The following is a 19,238-nucleotide window of genomic DNA, read 5'->3' on the forward strand; positions in this document are numbered from 1 at the left end:
GGACGCGGACTCGTCGTCTATCTCCCGGGAGCATTCGTGACCCCTCCTCAAGGGCCTGGCCGCGGCGTCGAGCGGCTGCTGAAGATGAGCCCGGTGGTGAGCAGCGTCTCCGCCGAAGCCCTCAAGCTTCCCAGCGTGCAGGCCCCCTCCCTGGAGGGCATCGCCGTGCGCGTCCCCACCCCGGACGACCTCACGGAAGAGGACCTGCTGCGCGCCTTCCATGAGAAGCGCCGCGCCGTGGCCACCACGCGCGAGCGTCAGAAGGGCGAAGCGCTGGAGCCGGGCGACGACGTCCAGCTCAACATCGTGGGCTATTGCGACGGCAAGCTCATCCCCTTCTCCGCGCGCTTCGGCATGACGACGGAGCTGGCGCCCATTGAAGCGCTGCCCGGGTTCTGCGAAGCGCTGGCGGAAGGCGGAAAGGTGGGCGAGTCCATTCAGATCGCCCTGGACCTCCCAGCGGACTACCCGGTCGAAGGCCTCCAGGGGAAGCCCGCCCGCTTCCTGGTGGACATCGTCGGCGCCCACCAGGTGACGATGCTTCCGGACAGCTCCCCGGAGCTCCTCCAGAAGCTGGGGATGGGCAGCACGCTGGAAGAGGTGTTCAGCAACATCCGCGAGGAGCTGGAGGACGAGGTCGCGGGGCAGCTCTGGGCCCGGGCCCAGGACATGGTCCTGGACGAGGTGGCTCGGCGCGCGCCCGTGGAGCTTCCCCGGGTGCTGGTGGAGGAGGAGCTCCGCCGCCGCTGGGTCCAGGCCGAGGGCCAGGCCATGGTCGCCTACAACTACGACGTGGATGAGCAGCAGGAAGCCCTCCAGGGCTGGCTCACGGACCCCACCACGCGCGCGGACACCGAGCGCCGGCTGCGCATCGGGCTCGCGCTGAAGGCCGTGACCGAGGCGGAGAAGCTGCAGCTCACGCCGGAGAAGCTGGAGCAGCTGATCCGCGACTACGTGGAGCCCTTCGGGTTGACCGCGGAGGACGCCCACGCCGCCCTGCGCGAGTCGCCCGAGACGACACGCCGCCTGGCCGAGCTGGGCTGGTACCTGCTCGCCGTGGAGCACGTCATGAACAAGGCGAAGGTCACCTTCGAGGGCGCGGAGCAGGGCTGAGGCGGCCCCGCTTCGGGGCTCAGCCCTCGCTGAACCACAAGCCCAGGCCGCCCAGCAGGCCCAGGCCCAGGAACATCACGGCCAGTCCCCACGTCTGGCGGCGCGACCACTGAAGCCCTTCGCCGTACCGGTGGCCGCACCACAGGATGAGGACGGCGAACCCCAGGCAGATGGACACGGGCCCGGCGGCGACCAGCATCCGGCGGGCCGTGCCGCTCACGTCCGAGACCGCCAGTACCCCCAGCGGCCAGAAGCCGACGACGAGCACGCCCAGCACGAGCCAGAAGGCCCCTCGCCCCTCCCAGGTGTTCAGCTCCAGGTAGTCCACGACGCGCCGCCACCAGCCGCGGGGCGGTTCAGGAGGCGGCTCGGGGGGACGCTGGGGCTTGTCGGGGAACACGGGCGCCTTTTCTAGCACGGTGGCCGGCCCCGGACCTGAATCCAGCTCAAAAATAACATTCCAGCCCACCATGAATGTCTTTGTAACCAGCATAGCTATAAATTGTGGCCTCGCCGGTTACAATCCCTCTCAGCCGCGCGTCCTCCTCCTGCGTCGTTCCTCTGAGCGGCTGCTTCGTCCTCGCGTGGCACCGTGAGTGCAACGGAGGGATTGTCACCCCCGCATCGGAGGTCCCGTGAAACGTCTTGCATGGCCCTTCGTGCTGCTCACCGCGTTCTCGACCGCGGCCCTGGGCAGCACGAATCCGAAAGGCAGTCCTCCCAACCTCATCTCATCCGCCAACCGGGCGGCTGTCTTCACCCCCGTGGACGACCGGGGGCAGCCCATCGAAGTCCTGCCCGTGGGTGATTCGCTGACCGTCGGCGCCCAGGGGCTGCAGCCCAACACCGTCTACGAGCTGCGCTTCGCGCTGGACGCGGAGCGGATCCCCACGCTGAAGGAGGCCGTCGGCTTCGCCCGCGCGACGACGGACGCCAAGGGCACGCTCGCGCCGCACATCCTCTGGTTCCAGTCCGGTGTCGTGGGCTGCCCGGAGCGCGCGGCCCCGCCTGAGTCGCCGTACCGCTTCCCCAGCTTCGAGCGCGCCCAGGCGGCGCTCGACGGCCGCACGCTGCTCGTCACCGCGCAGGCCGTGGCGGCGGACAAGAGCGGGAAGATTCCGCCCATGGAGCTTCCCGTGGGCGAGCCGGTCGCCGCGTTCAACCTCCCCATCAAGGCAGGCAGCGCCCCGCGCGTCTACCCGTCCACCGCCGACGGCTGTCTGCTCAATGCCCATGAGACGGGCCGGGGCGACCTGTACGTGACAGGCTCCGGCTTCCGGGGCAACGAGACCGTGGAGGTCTACATCGTCCCCAACCAGCGCGCCTGGCGCGAGGGCGACGCCTTCGCGGACGTGACGGGTGACGGCTTCTCCTCCGCCCCCAAGAAGGTCGTCACCGACGCCTCCGGCCGATTCACCGTTCCCGCGTGGAGCGAAACCCTCCAGCGCCGTGGCGTCTACGACATCATCGCGCGCCGCCCCCTGTTCGACCCGAAGGTGGGCCAGCTGAGCGCCAGCGACATCGTGTCCTACGGCATGGACACGGGCGTCGTGCTCTACCTGCTCTACCCGGTGGGCGGCCCCACGATGGACATCGCCGGCCGGCCCCTGAACAGCTTCCCCTACTTCGAGTTCGCCGACTCGTTCGCGGACACCTCCGACCCGGTATGGGGCGCGGTGGATCCCACCTACGTGCCCGCCGGCCACCCCGGCGGCACGTGGGCGGCCTACTACGTGGTGAACCACCGCAGCGTGCTGGGCTGGGCCCTGAACACCAGCCTCGTGGACGTGTCGGGCGGCATTGAAATCCAGCAGGTCAAGGCGGGATGCGTGAACGGCACCGACGTCGTCATCTGGCAGCCGCCGCTCGTGCCGGGCCAGTACGACGTCGTCGTGGACTTCGGCTCCACCGTGGCCACCTCGCCCGGCTCCTTCTCCACCGACGGCAACTACAACGACACCGTCGACTTCCTGGACGGCTCCAACCAGATTGGCTTCCAGGTGGCGAAGGACCCGTACGCGCTGGGCACCTATCCCATCGGGCAGGACAGCTACTCCATCGACGATTACTTCCCCACCCTGGGCGCCGCCTCCAACGTCGACCTGCGCGCCGTCGTGCGCTACCCGGCCGTCGCCCCGGGCGTGGGCACCGCCGTCGCCGCGGGCACCTTCCCCCTCTTCGTCATCCAGCACGGCAACCACCGCATCTGCTACAACTCCGGGCAGACCCACGCCACCTGCACCAACCGCGTGCCCAATCACCAGGGCTACATGCGGCTGCTCGACACGCTGGCGAGCCACGGCATCATCGCGGTCTCCATCGACGCGTATGACCTGTCCGGGGCCGTGCCTCAGTGGATCCCCGAGCGCGGCCAGCTCATCCTGAAGCACCTGGAGCAGTGGTCGCACCTCAACAACGCCGCCACCTACCCCAGCTACCCGAACTTCTTCGCCGGGCGCTTCACCGGCAAGGTGGACATGTCGAAGATCTCCGTGTCGGGCCACTCGCGCGGCGGTGAAGCTTCAGTGTCCGCGTACATGCAGAACACGGCGTTCAACATCGGCTCCGTGTCCTCCATCGCGCCGGTGGATGGGCAGCTCTACACGCTGCCCGCGAGCGTGCCCTACTTCGTCATCCTGCCCGCGGCGGACGGCGACGTGACGACGCTCTCCGGCGCGAAGATCTACGACCGGGCGCTGGGGACCAAGAGCTCCATCGACGTGTATGGCGCCAGCCACAACCTCTTCAACACGGTCTGGGCGGCGGACGGTGATGACTCCCCCAGCACGCGCAACGACTACATCACCGCGCCCAACCAGCAGCGCATCGGTGAGGCCTATCTGTCCGCCTTCGCCCGCCTCTATCTGAAGAACGAGACGGTCTACGCGGACATGATGCGCGGCCAGCTCACGTTCCCGTCCACCGCGGGCTTCAAGATCTACGCGACGCACCACGAGAACTCGCACACGCGGCTCAACAGCGGCTCCTCCGCCGGCTTCACCCCGTCGGGGCCCATCACGCTGGCGACCGTGAACAACCCCGCGCCGCACAGCACCAGCGTCATGCGCGCCACCTGGACGGGCAACACCGCCACCGCGACCTTCACCGTCCCGCTGGCCCAGCGTGACACCACCGGTCACGAGGTGCTGTCCTTCCGGGTGGCCCAGACGACGTCCGCGTCCAACCCCGCCAGCGGCACCCAGGACTTCCGGGTGGAGCTGGCCACCGGAGCGACCGTCAAGGCCACCTCCACCTCCCTGTTCGACGTCATCCCCAAGCCGTACGTCCGGCCGGGCAACATCGTCCTGCACACGGTGCTCACCACCGTGCGCATCCCCCTGCATACCTTCATCATGAACGGCAACGGGGTGACGCTGAACGACATCGACACCGTGCGCCTGCGCTTCAACAGCCCTTCCACTGGAGACATCTATGTCGACGACGTCGAATTCTCCCGCTAGCCGTCTCTTCCTCGTGGCAGCGGCATGCCTGGCGCTGACGGGCTGCACGGAGGAGCCCAAGGGCGCCGCCGAGCCGCCCGCCGCGGCTCCGGCCACCCAGGCCCCCGCGCCCATCCGCGCGGAGCCCACCTCGCCGGACGCGGCCCGTCCGGTGGAGGTGCTCCGGGTGTCCGCGCGCAAGGTGCGCGGGGACGCAGAGCTGACCCGGATGGCCGGGCCGGCCCTGCTCGGCCGCGCGACGGATCCGATCGCCATCGAGGTGCAGACCCAGGAGCCCCTGGGCTCGCTGGAGCGCTCGTCCTCGCCGGAGATCTATATTAACGGCGAGCGCGTCGGTGACACCTGGGCGGTGCCGCCCGACCGCCTCTTCGTCTTCCTGCCGGACGCCACGTCGCTCAAGGATGCGAACGAGGTGACGGTGGCCTGGCTGGGCAACGAGGCCCAGACGCGCTCCAGCCGTCCGGCCACGCTGACCCGCCAGATGCTGCCCTGAGCCTCAGGCAGTGCTGACTCCGGGCGCGGGCCTCCTCTCATGGGGGGAGGGCCCGCGCCCTTTTCACGTCCGGCCTCCAACGCCGGGGCGGCCATCACCGCGTCCACATTTTCAGACCGGAGTCACGGCGGATCCTTCACTTCAGGCTCAAGGCTCGGGGGGACGGGGACCCCCTTCCACAGCTGCCCATCACAGTCGCCTGTCCTGGCGAGGATGGGCACGTTGTTGGGCTTGCCGTCATCGAGAATGTCCAGCGACATGCCATCGCGCGCTCATAGACAGCCGCGAGGCCGGCGTGCTCCCAGCAGTTCTTCGGCTCGGCCTTGCAGGTGACGCCGCACTTCCACTCGCTGGCGCCGGACGACGTCTTCGTGCCAGGGGAGGACGGCGTGCGCTTCGAGGCGTTGCCGCCACCCACGCGAGCAGAGGTGGAGCGGTTGCTGAGGCTACTTCGACGACAACAACTACAGCGGCGGACCGTACGAGATCGTGGCGAACCTCCTCGGCAACTGAGCGCTCCGGGGTTATTCAGCGGCCATGCCCCTCAAGACACCGTCAACCTCCCACGCACGCTCCCGCATGGCCCTGCTTCTCCGCGGCTGCGGCCTCACCGCCGTGCTCGTGTTGACCGCTTGTGGTTCAGAGAAGCCTTCGCCGCCCAGGTGCTGCGAGAGCCCGCGCTGGGAGGCCGTCGAACAGCACGGAGACGTTCCGCCCGCGCTCTGGGAGGCCAGTGCGTCGTTCTCCCGCACGAGCGGGGATCCGGCCGTCGTCTACCGCTTCGGCGGCCAGAGCGGGAACTTCCCGGACGACTTCACCGTCAATGACTTCCATGCCTTCGACATTGCCACGGCCACCTGGAGGAAGCTGACCTGGCCGCCGCCCGCTGCTCGCGCCGAGGCCCTGATGATTCCCGGTCCGTGCGACGACTGCGTGAGCATCGTGGGTGGGCGGGGCCGGTTCCGGACGGGCTCGGACCTGATGTTCCCCGAGATGTGGGCCTACCACGTGCAGAGCCAGCAATGGGAGCAGGTGTCCTCCGAGAACCTGGGAGATCCGTTCGCCGTGCGCCGCTCCTCCGCCCTGGTGGTGGAGCTGCCCCGGGCAGGCCACTCCGGCAAGAAGACCCGTTATGCGTTTGGCGGCGTGGGCAACACGCTTCCGCGCTTCGCCACGACGTCCACCGGTCTTCGCAACGATGTCGCCATCCATGACGAGGACACGGGCTGGAGACTCGTCACGACCACCGGAGAGAAGCCCGCGCCTCGCGCCTGGGTCGCGGGCGGGTACGACCCGGACAGCCACTCGCTGATTGTCTTTGGGGGCTACCGCCTCGGAGCGGATCAAGGCCCCGATACGCCGGCCGGGGAACTCTTCGGTCCGACGAACTATGAGAACGACCTCTGGTCGCTGAGCCTCGAGACGCTCACGTGGACCCGGCTCCAGCCGGCGGGGCCCCTGCCTGCGCCGCGCGACAACGCGGTGTCATTCTTCGACACCCTCCATGGTGGGCTGGTCGTCTTCGGTGGGCAGCGCTTCGACGGCCTCTCCAGCGACCTGTGGTTCTACTCGGTGAAGGACAACCGGTGGACCGAGGTGGCCTTCGCCTCCGGCTCGCCCGTTCCCCCGGCCCGCGTCGGAGGCATCTCCTTCGTGCGTGAGACGCCCACCGCCTACGAGCTGTACCTGAACGGTGGGGCCTCATCCGACGGCGGCGCGAGCGAGTTTTACGACGATCTCTGGAAGCTGACCTGGCTGAAGCGCTGACCCTGCTCCACCTCGTCCAGTTCCTCCAGCAGGTCCATGGCGAGCGCGCTCCAGCACCGTCTCGTACAGCCGATGGAGCTGCGACAGCGTGAACTTGGGCGGCAGCAATTCGAACCCGATGGGCTGGTAGCGCACCTTGCCCTTGAGCCGCTGTGGTGTGGCTCGTGGAGAAACCCTCCGGCCGGCATCGCGTCCAGACGACACGGTGCCGGCAAAGGGTGTGTTCAGGACGCCGCGCGCGGCAGCAGCTTGAAGGCCACCTGCCGGCCCTGGCCGCCCTTCAGCGCCAGGTGGATCCACAGCACGGCCAGGTGCTCCAGCAGGCTCGCGTTGCGCAGCGGGCCGCAGTCCAAGGGCTGGAAGCCCGCCTGCTTCGCGATGGCGGCCACGGTGGCCTTCGCCGCCGCGTCGTCACCGGCCAGATGCACGTCCACCGCCTTGCCCGACAGCGCCGGGTCGCCGTGGAACTCCGCGCCGAAGGTGTTGAACGCCTTCACCCAGCGCGCTCCCGGGACCGCCTTCGCCAGCGCCGCGGTGAGGGAGCCCTCGGGGACCGGAGCCACGGTGGGGCCGCTCGCGTCGAAGGCCACCGGGTTGTTGCAGTCCACGGCCACCTTTCCCGTCAGGTCCCCCGCGTCCCGCGCGGCGGCGACGGCGGCCGTGGAGGGCACCGCGAAGAAGACCACGTCCGCCCAGGCCGCCACCTCCCGCACGCTGCCCGCCTGGGCCTGGCCGCCGCACCGCTCCAGCAGGGCCTTCACGTCCGCGCCGGGCCGCACCCCGAAGCGCACCGGGAAGCCGCTCCGGGCCAGCCGCACGCCCAGGTTCCCGCCCACGTTCCCAACTCCAATGATTGCAATCTTCACGTCCGCCATGGCTTGCCTCCGCGTGTTCGTCCGTCAGTGTCCCAGGCTTTGGATGACGAGCCGAGCCGTCTCCCGCCCCGAGTTCTGCTGCTGCCCGGTGATGAGTTGGCCGTCGCGCACGGCGAACGGCTTCCAGGCCCCCGCGCGAACGAAGTTGGCGCCCCGCTCGTGGGCGACGTCCTCGATGCGGAAGGGCATCACCTTGCGCCCCACCATCTGGTCGGCCGCATCCTCCTCCACGTTGGCGAAGCCCGTCACCGTCCGCCCCTCCAGCAGGGGCCGTCCGTCCGACAGCGTCACGTCCAGCAGCGCCGCCGTGCCGTGGCACAGCGCGGCAGTGACCTTGCCGGCCTCCAGGAAGCCGCGCAGCAGCTCTTGCAGCGCGCGGTCCTCGCGGAAGGTGAACATGGGGGACTGGCCGCCGCAGACGAGGATGGCGTCGTAGTCCGCCACCCGCACGTCGGACAACTTGCGCGTCGTCTCCAGCAGGGCCGCGTGCCGGGGGCTGCTCAGGAAGCCCAGGCTGAGGACGTCATGCGCGGAGTAGCCGCTGGGGTCGCGCGGGTCGCTCAGTGCGTCGGGCGTCACCCGGCCGCCCTGGGGACTGGCCAGGTCCACCGCGTAGCCGGCCTCCGTCAGCTCCATGTACGGGTGCGCCAACTCCGACGCCCAGAAGCCCACCGGCCCGCCCAGCGTGGTGGAGACGGCGGGGTTGGCCACGACCATCAACACCCGCTTCTGGGAGGACACCTTCGCCTGGGAACCCTGCTCTTGCATCGTCCGCTCCTGCCGCCTGGGCCCGGAGCGTCACGCCCCGGGCCTCTCGTGGACGTCAAGATGTGGCGGGACGCGGGTTTCACGCCAGTGAATCCCCTGCAAGGTTATGTTTCACCGCATGAAACTGGCGTCGGTGGACCTGAATCTGCTGGTGGCGCTGGAGGCGCTCCTGCGCGAGGGCAGCGTGACGAAGGCGGGGCTCAGCATGGGGCTGAGCACCCCGGCCATGAGCCACGCATTGGCGCGGCTGCGCACGCAACTGGACGACCCGCTGCTGGTGCGCGCGGGCCGAGGCATGGTGCTGACGCCGCGCGCGGTGGCGCTGCGGCCCCGGTTGCAGGCGCTGCTGTCGGAGGTGGGCGCGGTGCTGTCACCCGCGCGGACGTTCGAGCCCGCGCGGCTGGAGCGCACCTTCCGCATCCACGCCACGGACCACGTGCTGACGGTGCTGGGCACGGCGCTGGACCGGCTGGTGCGGCGCGAAGCCCCCGCGGTGACGCTCCAGTTCCTGCCCAACTCTCCGGACGACGGCGCGATGCTGCGCGAGGGCAGCATCGACCTGGCGGTGGGCGTCTACGTGGACCTGCCGCCGGAGCTGCGCACGCGCAAGCTGTTCACCGACCGCTTCGTGTGCGTGGTGCGAAGGGACCATCCCACGGTGAGGCGCACGCTGACGCTGGAGCAGTTCCTCGCGCTCGAGCACCTGCAGGTGGCCCCGCGCGGCAGGCCCGGCGGCTACGTGGACACCATGCTGGCGGTGCGCAACCAGCGCCGGCGCGTCGCGCGCGCGGTGCCGTACTTCCTCGCGGGGCTGCAACTGGTGGAGGGGTCCGACTACGTCCTCACCATCTCCGAACGGGTGGCGAAGGCGGTGGCGCCCCGGCTGAAGCTCAAGCTGCTGCCGCCGCCGCTGCCCCTGGAGCCCTATACTCTCACACTGCTGTGGCACCCGCGCGAGGACGCCGACCCCGCGCACCGTTGGCTGCGCGACGTGTTCGTCCGCGCCGCTCGCGCCGCCGCGCCGTGAGGGACCCTCCCGTGTTCAACCACCCAGGTGTGATGGCGGAGCCCGAAAATGAAAACGGGCTGAAGATCCGAAGAGCTCCAGCCCGCTTCATCGTCTGGTCGGGGAGACAGGATTTGAACCCGTGGACACGGGGTGCCCCAAACCCGCGACGGCACACGCCTTTCGCTGAGTCGTGAGTCAAGCCGGGCACTTCGAGTCCACGGGTGAATCCTCGCCAGTCCCACCTGTCACCCGGAGTCCCCTCCCGTCTTGGAGACATTTTGGAGACGAAGCCACGGGCTCACTGAGCCCCTCTATGGGCGAGGCGTGAGGGACTGAAGCTGCCGCCACCTGGTCGCGAACCAAGCCCGGGGAAGCGGTCCAGGGTTCGCCCCTCCTGATGGTCGAGGGCGTCAGCAACGACTTCACCTGCAATCCGCGCGTGGACGTGCTCACGAAGTAGTGTCCCGTCCCTGAGGGGGAGTCGCGCTCGACACACGACTCCCCCTTCGGGCAACAGCCCTCACCGCGGCTTCACACGTCGAGCACATCGCCGAAGCTGAGCGGCGCGACGATGGACGCATCGCTCTCCACGACGTGCTTCGGCGTGCCGACGCCCAGCTTGCCCCACGTGCTCTTCTCGTGGGGCACCGCGCCGGAGTACGAGCCGTAGCGCGTCGTCGGGAGCGCGGGCTCGTGAGCGCCGGGGACAGAGCGCACCTCGGCTCAGGCCTCAGTTCCCGTGGCGGGAGAGACGGATGTAGCCGCCGCTGTATCCCCCCTCGATGATCTTCCCATCCGACTGGAAGCCGATGCCCGCGCCCCGGTCATCGCTGTCCGTGAAGCCCTCGAACGTGAACGCACCACCGCCCAGGAAGGAGGAGTCCAGGCCTCCCGTCGGGAGGAACCGCAGCAGGGCCGCGTCGTAGTTGTTCGCGCGCGCGGTGAGGCTCGTGTAGCCATCCGCCACGATCTTCCCGTCCGCCTGGATCGCCAACTGGGAGATCATGTTGTAGACGGGGCCGAAGCTGACGAAGACCTGCCCCGTACCGTTGAAGGTCGTATCGAATGCGGTGCCGTTCGCGTTCAGCCGGAAGAGCGTCATGTAGTACTGGCTTCCCGCGGGGTAGTAGGCGTTGCCCCCGACCAGGATCTTCCCATCGGTCTGCACTGCCACCGCCTGGGGCTGGTCGGTGCTTCCGAACACGTTGATCTTCAGGGCGCCTCCGCCTCCGAAAGTCGAATCGAGCGCCCCTGAGGCGGTGAAGCGCACCAGGCCAATGTCCGGCAGCGTCCCCGGGGAGTAGGTGAGCCCCACGACAAGCACCTTGCCGTCCGGCTGCAGGGCCATGTCCGTCACGCTGTCATTGCTGCCCGATGCGAAACCGTAGACGCTCCGGCCCCCGACTCCAAACGTACCGTCCAGTGCGCCCGTGCTCGTGAACCGGGCTACCACGAAGTCACTGTTGGTGTTGTTGGAGGATGTCCCCGACAGCAGGATCCGACCGTCCGGCTGGATGACCACGTCGCGGGACTGGTCATACATCACGTAATTGTAGATGACCAATCCTCCCGACCCGAACGTCGTGTCGAGGGCACCGCTGGCCGTATAGCGGAGCAAGGCAAAGTCCGTCGCTCCCCCCGGGTCCCGCGTGGCCGCGATGACAATCTTCCCATCCGGCTGAAGCGCCGCGCGCGCGGGAGGAGCGTTGCAGACGCCCGAGCTGAGCATCGTCGTCACCAGCCCCCCAGCGAAGGTCGTGTCGATTGTCCCATCGGCGTTGTACCGGGAGGCGAACACGCCGCAGTTCGTGCTCGTCCGGACGTTTCCAGTGACCACGATCCGGTCGTCCGGTTGCACCAGGACCGAGTCGGGAATCAGCGTCGCGCCGCTGACCTGGTAGAGGGCGATGCCCCCCGCGCCGAACGATGGATCGAAGTCCCCCGGCGCCACGAGGGAGGCCAGGGAAGGGCCGCTTCTCGCGACGTCGGAGGAAGCGCTCAGGTCCACGACCTGGGACGGAGCGCCCGCATTGAGGGTCAGCGGCGCCGCCCCCGCGAAGGCGGTCGTCACGGGCGCGGACAAGAACAAGGCTGCCATTGCCAGCAACGGCATATTTTCTCTCGACATGGACATTCCCTCAAGGCGGCTACGGGTGATGCAGGAGCGGCGTTCGCTTGGACGTCTGTCTCCCACCAAGACAACCCAGGAACAGCAAAAGGCGCTCGTCGAGAATAACCTCTCAATTGTTAATTTTCAAAGACAATCACGAAAATTTCAGAACTGCCAATCATTTGCGCCGCCACTGTCATGCACATCCAGGAAGCGTGCCCCGCCTCCTCCATCCGGAGCGGGATGAGGCCCAGGCACAGCGGAGCGGAAGTCACAGCTCCCGCGAGAAGCATGAGCGCTCTTCAGCGCCGCTCAGGGCCGGAATTTGCAGCTCGTTCCGAAGGACGAGACGGAGCTCCAGGGACAGTGCCCGCAGGCGAGTCCTCCGGGACTCCACTGTCGACGACAGGCGCGTCCCCGCCCCTCGCCAGCAGCGACCCGACCAGGGCCGTCATCCACACACCACGGCACATCCAGCCCTGCATTTGCATCCGCTTCTCCCATGTCTGGGATGACCCGATGTGTTGTACCGAATGCTTCGAACAGGCCGCGCGTGGCGGCCATGCTCCGTGCCCGGTACCGCCGAATCTCCAGAGCCGACGTGGGGGGAGCAGGGCTCCCGCGAGCGCCGCGCTCCGCCACGGCTGGGTCGGCTTCCGGAATTGCATGGTCCGAGCCTCCGCCCCGTCAGGGGCGTGTGGATGGCCTGATGCAGCTGGAGGCGCGCGGCGTTCACCGTGCGCTTCTTCCGGCCCTGGCCCCTCACCGAAGCCCGGAGGAAATTCCCCTCACCCCCTCACGAAGAAAATGAGGGCTCGGAACTCGGCGGCAACTAGGACTTGCTGGAGAGCCAGCTGACGATGAGCGAGGCCAGGGTCTCCGCGGCCTGGGCCTCGTCGACGAGGCCCCGGAGCATGTCGCGGGAGATGGCCTCCGCCGCGCCGATGATGCCGACGCAGCGCAGGTGCAGCGCGTCCTTCTTCAAGTCCGAGTAGGGCGCGAGCGCCTCGCGGTAGATGGCCACGTACCTGTCGAGCAGGTCGAGATGAACGGCCTCCATCTCCTCCGCGCCCCTCAGCGCCGCGGAGATGGCATGCCACTCCGGACCGGCGGACGTGTAGCAGTGCATGTAGGCGGCGCTCATCACCCGGGCGACGTCCTCCAGCCGCTTGCGCGTGCGCTGGAGCGCGTCCAGGAGCGCCTGGACCTGCCGGGCGTCGATCTGCTCGTAGAGCGCAATCAACAGCCCCGCCCGCGTCTGGAAGTGCTCGTAGGCGATGGGCTTGCTGACGCCCGCGCGCTCGGCCACGTAGCCAAGCGTCAACGCGTCCGTCCCCTCCTCCCGGACGATGGAGAGCGCGATGTCGAGCAGCTGCTCGCGTCGCTGCGCCTTCGGCAGCTTCTTGCTGGGGGTCTTGCTCATGGCTCGCACCGGTTCGTAACGCCCCGGAAGGGCCCCTCCAAGAAAACGTGGCGAACCTACCAACAGTAACTTACTACTTGAAGGGAAGGCTGAATCCACACCCGCCCTGCCCGCCCGGCAGAGGAGTTGCTTCGTCATGTCCATGAATCCCCAGCGCCCCGTCCTCATCGTGGGAGGCTCCGGCCTCGTCGGCTCCCAGGCCGCGAAGGTGCTTCGTCGCCTCCACCCCACGCTGCCCCTCACCCTTGGCGGCCGGGACCTGGTCCGGGCCGAGGCCGTCGCGAAGGAGGTCGGCGGCGCGGACGCGGTGCGCGTCGACCTGGGGCGCCCGGACCTGGGCCTCCCTGACGGGAGGGCCTACAGCGCCGTCGTCATGTTCGTGCAGGACGACACCCTCCACTCCTTGAAGTACGCCCAGGCGAAGGGGGCGGCGTACCTCAGCATCTCCACCGGCGTGTTCGAGGTGGGGCCCGAGGTGGCGCACTTCATCCACCAGCCCGCGAGCGCGCCCATCCTCATGGCCAGCCACTGGCTGGTGGGAGCGGCCACCCTGCCTGTCCTCCACTTCGCCCGCGAGTTCAAGACGCTCGAAGCCATCGAGCTCGCGGCGGTGCTCGACACGCAGGACGTGGGGGGACCGGCGGCCCACGCCGACCTCGAGCGCCTCACGGCCATCGCGACCCGGGCCCCGCAGCTCCAGGATGGAAGGTGGCGCTGGGTCCACGGCGCGGACGCGATGCGCACCTTCACCGGCGTGGACGGGACCCGGCTGGAGGGACAGGCGTACTCGCCGCTCGACGTGCTGAGCCTCGCGGCCGCGACCGAGGCCCGCTCCATCCGCTTCGACCTCGTGGTAGGCGAGTCGGCGACGCGCCGGCGTGGCGAGCCCTATTCGACGGAGATCATCATCGAGCTGTCCGGGGTGAAGCCGGATGGAACGCGGGGACGCAGCCGCTACGAGCTGGTCCATCCCGGGGGCCAGGCACCCGTGACCGCGCTGGGAGTCGCCGTCGCCGTCGAGCGGCTGCTGGGCCTCGCCGGTGCGCCCCCCGTGGCCCCCGGGCTCTACATGCCCCACGTCCTCCTCGACCCGGCCGACTTCGTCCAGCGGCTGGAAACCTTCGGCATGCGGATCCGCCGCGCGTAGCCCCGCAGGCACAGCCCGACCCGAGGAGCACAATCGTCATGTCCTTGAACCTCCAAAGCATAGGACGGATAGGAGCCCTGTTCCTGCAAGGGGCACCGCCCGCGAAGCTCCTTCCCGCTCGGAGTGAGCGCCACGTGACGTGAGATGAGGCCGGGCAGGTCCACCCGGTGGCGCAGTTCATCGAGGGTCTGGGGAAAGAGCCGCGATGCCATGAGCCGTTCCGGAAGGCCACGCTCCCCTGGACGGACGCAGGGCCCGCTGGCCACACTCCAGGACCGTTACCCCGTTCGCACGGAGACCGCATGTACACGCTCTACTATTCGCCGGGTGCCGCCAGCATGCTGGTGCATTGGGTGCTGCTCGAACTCGGCCAGCCGCACTCGCTGGAACGCGTTGACACCGGCGCCGGACAGCAGAAGCGCCCCGAATACCTGGCGCTCAACCCGAATGGCGTCGTGCCGACCCTGCTGATTGACGGAAAGCCGCACTTCGAGGCCGCGGCCCTGGCGATGTACCTCGCGGACCGCCATCCGGAGGCGGGCCTGGCTCCCGCGCCGGGAAGCGCGGCGCGCATGGCCTACTACCAGTGGATGTTCCACCTGGCGAACATGGTGCAGCCGCTGTTCCGGCAGTGGTGGTACCCCCACGAGCCCGCGGGGGAGGCCCATGCCGAAGCCGTGCGCGCCACCGTCGCGGGCCGCATCGACCGCGCGTGGCAGGTGCTGGATGCGCACCTCGCCGCGAACGGCCCCTTCCTGCTGGGCAAGACGCTCAGCGTCGCGGACTTCTACCTCGTCATGCTGATGCGCTGGTCCCGAGCCATGCCCAAGCCCGCCACGGCGTGGCCGCACCTGGCCGCGGTCGCCACCCAATTGAAGGCGCGGCCTTCGTTCGCGACCCTGTACCAGCGTGAGGGGCTGACGGAGTGGGCCTGAGAGGCTGAACTCCCAGGCCCCCCAGGCGGGTGTCGTGGCTCGCGCGGGGAGTCGACAGTTCGCGAAGGCGTGCGCCAGCTTGCGCGCTCTGGCAGCGGAAGCGTGATGGGTACCCGAGCAGTCCTCGTTCGAGGGCTCGCGCGTGCGCAGGCCCCACGTCTGGCTCAGGGTCGCGCTGGTGCCGTTCGTCATCAGGCACGGCATCGGGCTGCTGGGCGTCCTTGGCAACGACGTGCTCTACGGCCGGCTGTTCGGGTATGTGCCGCCGCTGGCGCTGCGCATCGCGGGGCTGCTCTTCGTGGTCGTGTTGCTCGCCGCCGTCGGGGGCGCGTGCCTCCGCACGGTCAGGGCCTTCCGTCAGGATGCCACCGACCCTCATGGCGCGTTCTGGGCGCTCGTGCTGCCCCTCTACGCGGCCTGGTTTCCGCTTTTCACCAGCCGGGAGTCTCCGCGCCGGTGGCGGCGCTGCCGGTTGTAGCAAACCTCCATGGACTCGAAGAGCGCAGCACGGGCCTGGTCGCGCGTCGCGAAATCCGCGCCGTGAACGAGTTGCATCTTCAAGGTGCTGAAGAAGCTCTCGGCCACGGCGTTGTCCCAGCAGTTGCCCTTGCGCCGCATGCTGCACTCGATTCCGCGGACGGCCAGGGCTTGCTGGTAGTCCTCGCTGGCGTACTGGCTGCCCCCGGTCCGAGTGGTGCAGCAACCCCAGTGGAGGCCGACGCGCCTTGAGTGCCATGTCGAGCGCCCCCAGTACCAGGTGGCGGTCGATGAACGCCCCCATGGCCCAGCCAACCACCAGCCGAGAGAGAGGTCGAGCACCACGGCCAGGTAGCGCCAGCCCTGCCTCGTCCAGACGGAGGTGATGTCCGTCATCCACGTGCGGTTGGGCGCGTCGACCGAAAAGTCGCGCGCGAGCACGTTGGGGGCCACTCGCGCCGACGCCTGGCGAGCCGCTCGCCTCCTGCACGACGGGCGTCTGCGCCAGCGACTGCATGGACCAGGGGGCCAGCTTCGGCCGGTGCATCGGCGGCGTCTGCCAGTGCGTCTGCTAGACGTGCTGGGACACCGGTGCGGGATATCGTCCTCCCGCACCGGTGCTTCAAGCGACTGCTTCAGCAGCCCGAGCCGTACGCCAGCAGGAACGTGGTGCGGTCCGTGCTGTTCACCACGCCGTTGCCGTCCGCGTCCGCGTCCAGGCTGCCCGCGTTCCACGCGTTGAGGAACGCGTCGCGGTCCGCCTGATTCACGGTGCCGTTGGTGTCGTAGTCGGCCGGGCAGAAGAACTGGATGTCCATCTTCCACCACGACGTCGCCGTGCCCGCGGTGCCCTCGCGCGCGTCCACCAGCGCGGACACGTCCCCCTGCAGCGTGAAGGGCCCGGGGAACAGCCAGCCCTTGCGGCGCACCGAGTCCGAGTCCGTGTTGCCGATGTCGATGGACAGCACCGGCTCGCCGGTGGTGAGGCTCGCGATGTACACGAGCGACGTGGAGCCGCCGTACACCCCCGCCGTCGTGTCCGCCGCCGCATCGCCGGACACCGCGTAACGCGCGAAGCGGTTGAGCTGGAACGTCAGGTAGAAGTCCGCGTTGCCCGTGGCGTAGCCGCGCCCGGTGGCCTGCGTCCAGCCATTCGCGGTGGCCCGGACCTCGGCGCTGATGCGGGAGCCGGTGATGCTCGACGTCTCCGTGCCCGAGCCATTCGAGTCCGCGTGGCTGTGCGTGTCGTCGTACTGCGGCTGCTTGCTGGCCTTCAGCTCCAGGCTCTCGTTGAAGTCCTCGAAGCCATTCGTCCGGCGCGAGTCGGACGCGTTGACGTTGGTGATGCCGGCGTCCTTCGCGATGACGGTGGCGGACACCGAGCGGGTGCCCTCCGACGGAGTGATGAACTGCGCCTGCGCGAGCGCGGACGTGGCCGCGAAGAGGGGAACAGCACCAGCCAGCATGTGAATGCGACGCATGGAAACCTCCAAGGTGCGTGACGGGGTCAAGCGCGCAACTTAGGCTCCCTGCCTGACGGCCTCCCTACCAATCCGGTGACAGCCCGCCTGCCCTCGTAACTCCGCGAAACACATTGCCTACCGGTCGGCAGGTATTGGGAGTCGATACTTTTACAGTCTCCACGAAAAGGAGCACCCGTGTCGAACAGCGGGCGGAAGCCGGATGAGGGCGAGCGGTACCGGGCCATCCTTGAGACGTCGGCGCGGCTCCTCTTCGCCATCATGAACTACGGGATGGACGTGTTCGAGGAGCAGATCCTCTCGCGCGTGCAAGGCATCGAAGACCCGGTGGAGCGGCTGTGCGCGTGCATGCGCCACAACCTCCTAGAAGCGCTACGTGGACTTCCCCGAGGAGGCCTTCGCGCAGGCCGAGCCGCCGCGCACCGTGGTGGCCCCCCTTCACCGGGCACGGAGGAGGAGAACTCGGCCCAGGCTGCGACGGTGGAGTCGAGTCGCTCTTCCGGCCCGAGGCCAAGCGGCCCAAGACGTTCTTCCTGCCGCGCGAATAGGGGACGGAGCCCTGACGAACAGACGAGCAGTGGGAGCGAATTGCTCCCACTGCTTATCCAGCCAGGGCGACACGCGCACCTGAGGTCAACGCGCGACGAACTTCCTACCCGCGGAATCCACCTTGTATCGGGTTCCCAGGTCCTTCAATCGACGACGGATCTCCGCATCGTCCAGGTCCTCCGGGATGTCTGGCGCGTCGATTTCGACCTGGCGCTGATGCGGCGGCAATCCAGCGAAAGCTGGCCGCAGGCCACCTTCCGGCGATGTCACGGCACCCAGGATGTTGCCCTCGGCATCACAGATCATGACAACTCGCATATCAAGACCCTCCTTGCGGCGGTTCACTGCGATCGCTACGGCGTAATCACTGACGTGTAGGCATCCCATTCGCTGAAGCCAGTCCCTGAGCCACCAACATGGCCATTGTTCCTGACGACAATATCAAGCATCGAGTCGTACCCTCCTCCCGATCGACTCTGCCGGCGGGTCGCCATCTGGATGACCTCGACATACCGGGTCGCCAATCCATCCACGGCCTCGACGGCATGCACGGTGACATTGATTGAGCCTGTCGCCAATCGACTGTCAGGCCCAAGGACGTAGTAGTAGGTGCCGTCAAGCGGGATCCAGGCAACAAAATGATTCCTGAAACACTGAACAGTAGCCATCTCACCCTCCTCAAACCAGGCAAAGACATCCCGCCTTGCCGTTCCGGGAGCCACTGCGTGCCAATTGGGACGGAATGGATTGGCACCCAGCGACCGAAACAACAATAGACAATCCACACCCGGAAAAACAGGGACGCCCTTCGGCTGTACTCTACACCTCAAATTCAAAACCTGTCGGGGACAGCCAGCTTTTCCCAATCAGTCCTGCCTATGGGGTTGAGCGGATAGGATGCGCTTCAGGCGGGCCTGCTCTCCTATGGAGACGCCGAAACAGGAGAAGGCGAGGCGTCCGACAGGGAGGAAATGAGGGAGCCGCGATACCCGTCACGTCGCTACACGAACGCGTTCGAGGCCAGGTAGAGCGTCTGATGCTGGGAGAAGCGGATGACAACGGCCCGGGTGGTCAGGGCGCTGGACTCGCCGCTGTCGTCGTTGAGGCCACAGGTGGCGCAGGTGTACCCGGGCGGCGAAGCCCTGATGGCGCAAGGCCGCGTTGCTCCTGGAGCAGGACCGGGGGACGTGGATCTGGCGGAGGTGGAGTCCATCATCCTGAACAACCTGCCGGCCGACTGGGTGGGGTAACCGTCCGGCCAACGACGTGCCGTGAGGGATTGCCGGGGTAGCGGGGCGCGGCGGACGCTGCTGGGCATGGCGAAGCAGGTGGAGAAGCCGGAGTGGGCGCGCATCGCGGAGGCCTTTGAGGCGAGCGGGCAGACGCAGCGGGAGTTCGCGTTGGCGCACGGCATGCGGCTGAGCACGTTGCAGTCGTGGGTGTACCGGCATCGGCGGTCCGCTCCATCGCGAGCGGAAGCCGTGCGGCTGTTGCCGGTGCGAGTGGCGAGCGCCCCCGCGGCGCCGGAGTCCCTGGTGGTGGTGGCCACGAGCGGAGCGCGGGTGCGATTCGCGGTAGGTACCGACGTCGGTTACGTGGCCCGGCTCGTCGCCGCGTTGGGGCGCTGAAG

General features: G+C 68.4%; 19 protein-coding genes and 3 pseudogenes. 10 read left to right on the forward strand and 12 right to left on the reverse strand.

Annotated features, from left to right (window positions below; translation table 11 throughout):
• Positions 1 to 36 precede the first annotated feature (36 nt).
• Positions 37 to 1,113, forward strand: coding sequence for a peptidylprolyl isomerase (locus KYK13_RS33100; RefSeq protein ID WP_223637991.1), 1,077 nt, complete (start codon positions 37 to 39; stop codon positions 1,111 to 1,113).
• 19 nt (positions 1,114 to 1,132) lie between these two features.
• Here the strand turns inward: KYK13_RS33100 and KYK13_RS33105 are convergent, their stop codons facing one another.
• Positions 1,133 to 1,513 carry a hypothetical protein gene (locus KYK13_RS33105; protein ID WP_223637993.1) on the reverse strand — a complete coding sequence of 127 codons (381 nt, stop codon included), beginning with the start codon at positions 1,511 to 1,513 and terminating at the stop codon, positions 1,133 to 1,135.
• 235 nt (positions 1,514 to 1,748) lie between these two features.
• Here KYK13_RS33105 and KYK13_RS33110 point away from each other — a divergent pair, with 235 nt between their 5' ends.
• A complete protein-coding gene (locus KYK13_RS33110; protein WP_223637994.1) occupies positions 1,749 to 4,574 on the forward strand; it encodes a hypothetical protein in 2,826 nt (941 codons plus the stop codon).
• 13 nt (positions 4,575 to 4,587) lie between these two features.
• Complete coding sequence (locus KYK13_RS33115) at positions 4,588 to 5,067, forward strand: hypothetical protein (RefSeq protein WP_223637996.1); 480 nt, start codon at positions 4,588 to 4,590, stop codon at positions 5,065 to 5,067.
• Between the two features lie 122 nt (positions 5,068 to 5,189).
• Here KYK13_RS33115 and KYK13_RS33120 read toward each other — a convergent pair whose 3' ends face one another.
• Positions 5,190 to 5,327 (reverse strand): hypothetical protein, encoded by a 138-nt coding sequence (locus KYK13_RS33120; RefSeq protein ID WP_223637998.1) that lies wholly within the window; start codon positions 5,325 to 5,327, stop codon positions 5,190 to 5,192.
• Between the two features lie 319 nt (positions 5,328 to 5,646).
• Here KYK13_RS33120 and KYK13_RS33125 point away from each other — a divergent pair, with 319 nt between their 5' ends.
• On the forward strand, positions 5,647 to 6,834 hold the full coding sequence (locus tag KYK13_RS33125; protein WP_223638000.1) for a kelch repeat-containing protein: 1,188 nt from the start codon (positions 5,647 to 5,649) through the stop codon (positions 6,832 to 6,834).
• A 2-nt stretch (positions 6,835 to 6,836) separates the two neighbouring features.
• Here the strand turns inward: KYK13_RS33125 and KYK13_RS39405 are convergent.
• From KYK13_RS39405 to KYK13_RS33140, 3 genes and pseudogenes are all read right to left on the reverse strand, one after another.
• Positions 6,837 to 6,987, reverse strand: a pseudogene (locus KYK13_RS39405) (NUDIX hydrolase); the annotation flags it as partial.
• A 71-nt stretch (positions 6,988 to 7,058) separates the two neighbouring features.
• On the reverse strand, positions 7,059 to 7,709 hold the full coding sequence (locus tag KYK13_RS33135; RefSeq protein WP_223638002.1) for an NADPH-dependent F420 reductase: 651 nt from the start codon (positions 7,707 to 7,709) through the stop codon (positions 7,059 to 7,061).
• 24 nt (positions 7,710 to 7,733) lie between these two features.
• Positions 7,734 to 8,477: a type 1 glutamine amidotransferase domain-containing protein gene (locus KYK13_RS33140; protein ID WP_223638004.1), complete on the reverse strand. Its 744-nt coding sequence runs from the start codon at positions 8,475 to 8,477 to the stop codon at positions 7,734 to 7,736.
• Positions 8,478 to 8,595: 118 nt separating this feature from the next.
• On the opposite strand from KYK13_RS33140, the gene KYK13_RS33145 reads away from it, so the two are divergent.
• On the forward strand, positions 8,596 to 9,504 hold the full coding sequence (locus KYK13_RS33145; RefSeq protein ID WP_223638006.1) for a LysR family transcriptional regulator: 909 nt from the start codon (positions 8,596 to 8,598) through the stop codon (positions 9,502 to 9,504).
• 513 nt (positions 9,505 to 10,017) lie between these two features.
• Here KYK13_RS33145 and KYK13_RS33150 read toward each other — a convergent pair.
• The 3 genes and pseudogenes from KYK13_RS33150 to KYK13_RS33160 all read right to left on the reverse strand — a co-directional run.
• Positions 10,018 to 10,164, reverse strand: a pseudogene (locus KYK13_RS33150) (deoxyhypusine synthase family protein); the annotation flags it as partial.
• Positions 10,165 to 10,216: 52 nt separating this feature from the next.
• Positions 10,217 to 11,584 carry a delta-60 repeat domain-containing protein gene (locus KYK13_RS33155; RefSeq protein ID WP_223638008.1) on the reverse strand — a complete coding sequence of 456 codons (1,368 nt, stop codon included), beginning with the start codon at positions 11,582 to 11,584 and terminating at the stop codon, positions 10,217 to 10,219.
• Between the two features lie 844 nt (positions 11,585 to 12,428).
• Complete coding sequence (locus KYK13_RS33160; protein ID WP_223638011.1) at positions 12,429 to 13,019, reverse strand: TetR/AcrR family transcriptional regulator; 591 nt, start codon at positions 13,017 to 13,019, stop codon at positions 12,429 to 12,431.
• A 136-nt stretch (positions 13,020 to 13,155) separates the two neighbouring features.
• Between KYK13_RS33160 and KYK13_RS33165 the strand changes: the two genes are divergently transcribed.
• The 3 genes from KYK13_RS33165 to KYK13_RS33175 all read left to right on the forward strand — a co-directional run bounded on the left by KYK13_RS33165 (position 13,156) and on the right by KYK13_RS33175 (position 15,579).
• A complete protein-coding gene (locus KYK13_RS33165) occupies positions 13,156 to 14,166 on the forward strand; it encodes an NAD(P)-dependent oxidoreductase (RefSeq protein WP_223638014.1) in 1,011 nt (336 codons plus the stop codon).
• Positions 14,167 to 14,468: 302 nt separating this feature from the next.
• On the forward strand, positions 14,469 to 15,101 hold the full coding sequence (locus tag KYK13_RS33170; protein ID WP_223638018.1) for a glutathione S-transferase family protein: 633 nt from the start codon (positions 14,469 to 14,471) through the stop codon (positions 15,099 to 15,101).
• Positions 15,102 to 15,243: 142 nt separating this feature from the next.
• The gene (locus KYK13_RS33175) at positions 15,244 to 15,579 is read left to right on the forward strand and encodes a hypothetical protein (RefSeq protein WP_223638021.1); all 336 of its coding nucleotides are present in this window, start codon (positions 15,244 to 15,246) and stop codon (positions 15,577 to 15,579) included.
• On the opposite strand, the pseudogene KYK13_RS33180 reads toward KYK13_RS33175, so the two are convergent.
• From KYK13_RS33180 to KYK13_RS33195, 4 genes and pseudogenes are all read right to left on the reverse strand, one after another.
• Positions 15,558 to 16,034 (reverse strand): annotated as a pseudogene (locus tag KYK13_RS33180) (IS3 family transposase); the annotation flags it as partial. The gene KYK13_RS33175 and the pseudogene KYK13_RS33180 overlap by 22 nt on opposite strands.
• Before the next feature lie 179 nt (positions 16,035 to 16,213).
• Complete coding sequence (locus KYK13_RS33185; RefSeq protein WP_223638026.1) at positions 16,214 to 17,059, reverse strand: GC-type dockerin domain-anchored protein; 846 nt, start codon at positions 17,057 to 17,059, stop codon at positions 16,214 to 16,216.
• Positions 17,060 to 17,692: 633 nt separating this feature from the next.
• Complete coding sequence (locus KYK13_RS33190) at positions 17,693 to 17,953, reverse strand: hypothetical protein (RefSeq protein WP_223638029.1); 261 nt, start codon at positions 17,951 to 17,953, stop codon at positions 17,693 to 17,695.
• Positions 17,954 to 17,961: 8 nt separating this feature from the next.
• On the reverse strand, positions 17,962 to 18,276 hold the full coding sequence (locus KYK13_RS33195; protein ID WP_223638032.1) for a hypothetical protein: 315 nt from the start codon (positions 18,274 to 18,276) through the stop codon (positions 17,962 to 17,964).
• Positions 18,277 to 18,660: 384 nt separating this feature from the next.
• On the opposite strand from KYK13_RS33195, the gene KYK13_RS33200 reads away from it, so the two are divergent.
• Entirely contained in the window at positions 18,661 to 18,858 is a 198-nt protein-coding gene (locus KYK13_RS33200) for a hypothetical protein (protein ID WP_223638034.1), read from the forward strand.
• 66 nt (positions 18,859 to 18,924) lie between these two features.
• A complete protein-coding gene (locus KYK13_RS33205; RefSeq protein WP_223634902.1) occupies positions 18,925 to 19,236 on the forward strand; it encodes an IS66 family insertion sequence element accessory protein TnpB in 312 nt (103 codons plus the stop codon).
• Positions 19,237 to 19,238: the final 2 nt, after the last annotated feature.

Source organism: Corallococcus sp. EGB (assembly GCF_019968905.1).
Taxonomy (GTDB): domain Bacteria; phylum Myxococcota; class Myxococcia; order Myxococcales; family Myxococcaceae; genus Corallococcus.

Excerpts from the sequence above, each read along its gene's own strand:
- KYK13_RS33120 (WP_223637998.1), bottom strand. The coding sequence starts at position 5,327 with ATGTCGCTGGACATTCTCGATGACGGCAAGCCCAACAACGTGCCCATC.
- KYK13_RS33125 (WP_223638000.1), top strand. The coding sequence starts at position 5,647 with ATGGCCCTGCTTCTCCGCGGCTGCGGCCTCACCGCCGTGCTCGTGTTG.
- KYK13_RS33135 (WP_223638002.1), bottom strand. The coding sequence starts at position 7,709 with ATGGCGGACGTGAAGATTGCAATCATTGGAGTTGGGAACGTGGGCGGG.
- KYK13_RS33140 (WP_223638004.1), bottom strand. The coding sequence starts at position 8,477 with ATGCAAGAGCAGGGTTCCCAGGCGAAGGTGTCCTCCCAGAAGCGGGTG.
- KYK13_RS33145 (WP_223638006.1), top strand. The coding sequence starts at position 8,596 with ATGAAACTGGCGTCGGTGGACCTGAATCTGCTGGTGGCGCTGGAGGCG.
- KYK13_RS33155 (WP_223638008.1), bottom strand. The coding sequence starts at position 11,584 with ATGGCAGCCTTGTTCTTGTCCGCGCCCGTGACGACCGCCTTCGCGGGG.
- KYK13_RS33160 (WP_223638011.1), bottom strand. The coding sequence starts at position 13,019 with ATGAGCAAGACCCCCAGCAAGAAGCTGCCGAAGGCGCAGCGACGCGAG.
- KYK13_RS33165 (WP_223638014.1), top strand. The coding sequence starts at position 13,156 with ATGTCCATGAATCCCCAGCGCCCCGTCCTCATCGTGGGAGGCTCCGGC.
- KYK13_RS33170 (WP_223638018.1), top strand. The coding sequence starts at position 14,469 with ATGTACACGCTCTACTATTCGCCGGGTGCCGCCAGCATGCTGGTGCAT.
- KYK13_RS33185 (WP_223638026.1), bottom strand. The coding sequence starts at position 17,059 with ATGCGTCGCATTCACATGCTGGCTGGTGCTGTTCCCCTCTTCGCGGCC.
- KYK13_RS33195 (WP_223638032.1), bottom strand. The coding sequence starts at position 18,276 with ATGGCTACTGTTCAGTGTTTCAGGAATCATTTTGTTGCCTGGATCCCG.
- KYK13_RS33200 (WP_223638034.1), top strand. The coding sequence starts at position 18,661 with ATGACAACGGCCCGGGTGGTCAGGGCGCTGGACTCGCCGCTGTCGTCG.
- KYK13_RS33205 (WP_223634902.1), top strand. The coding sequence starts at position 18,925 with ATGGCGAAGCAGGTGGAGAAGCCGGAGTGGGCGCGCATCGCGGAGGCC.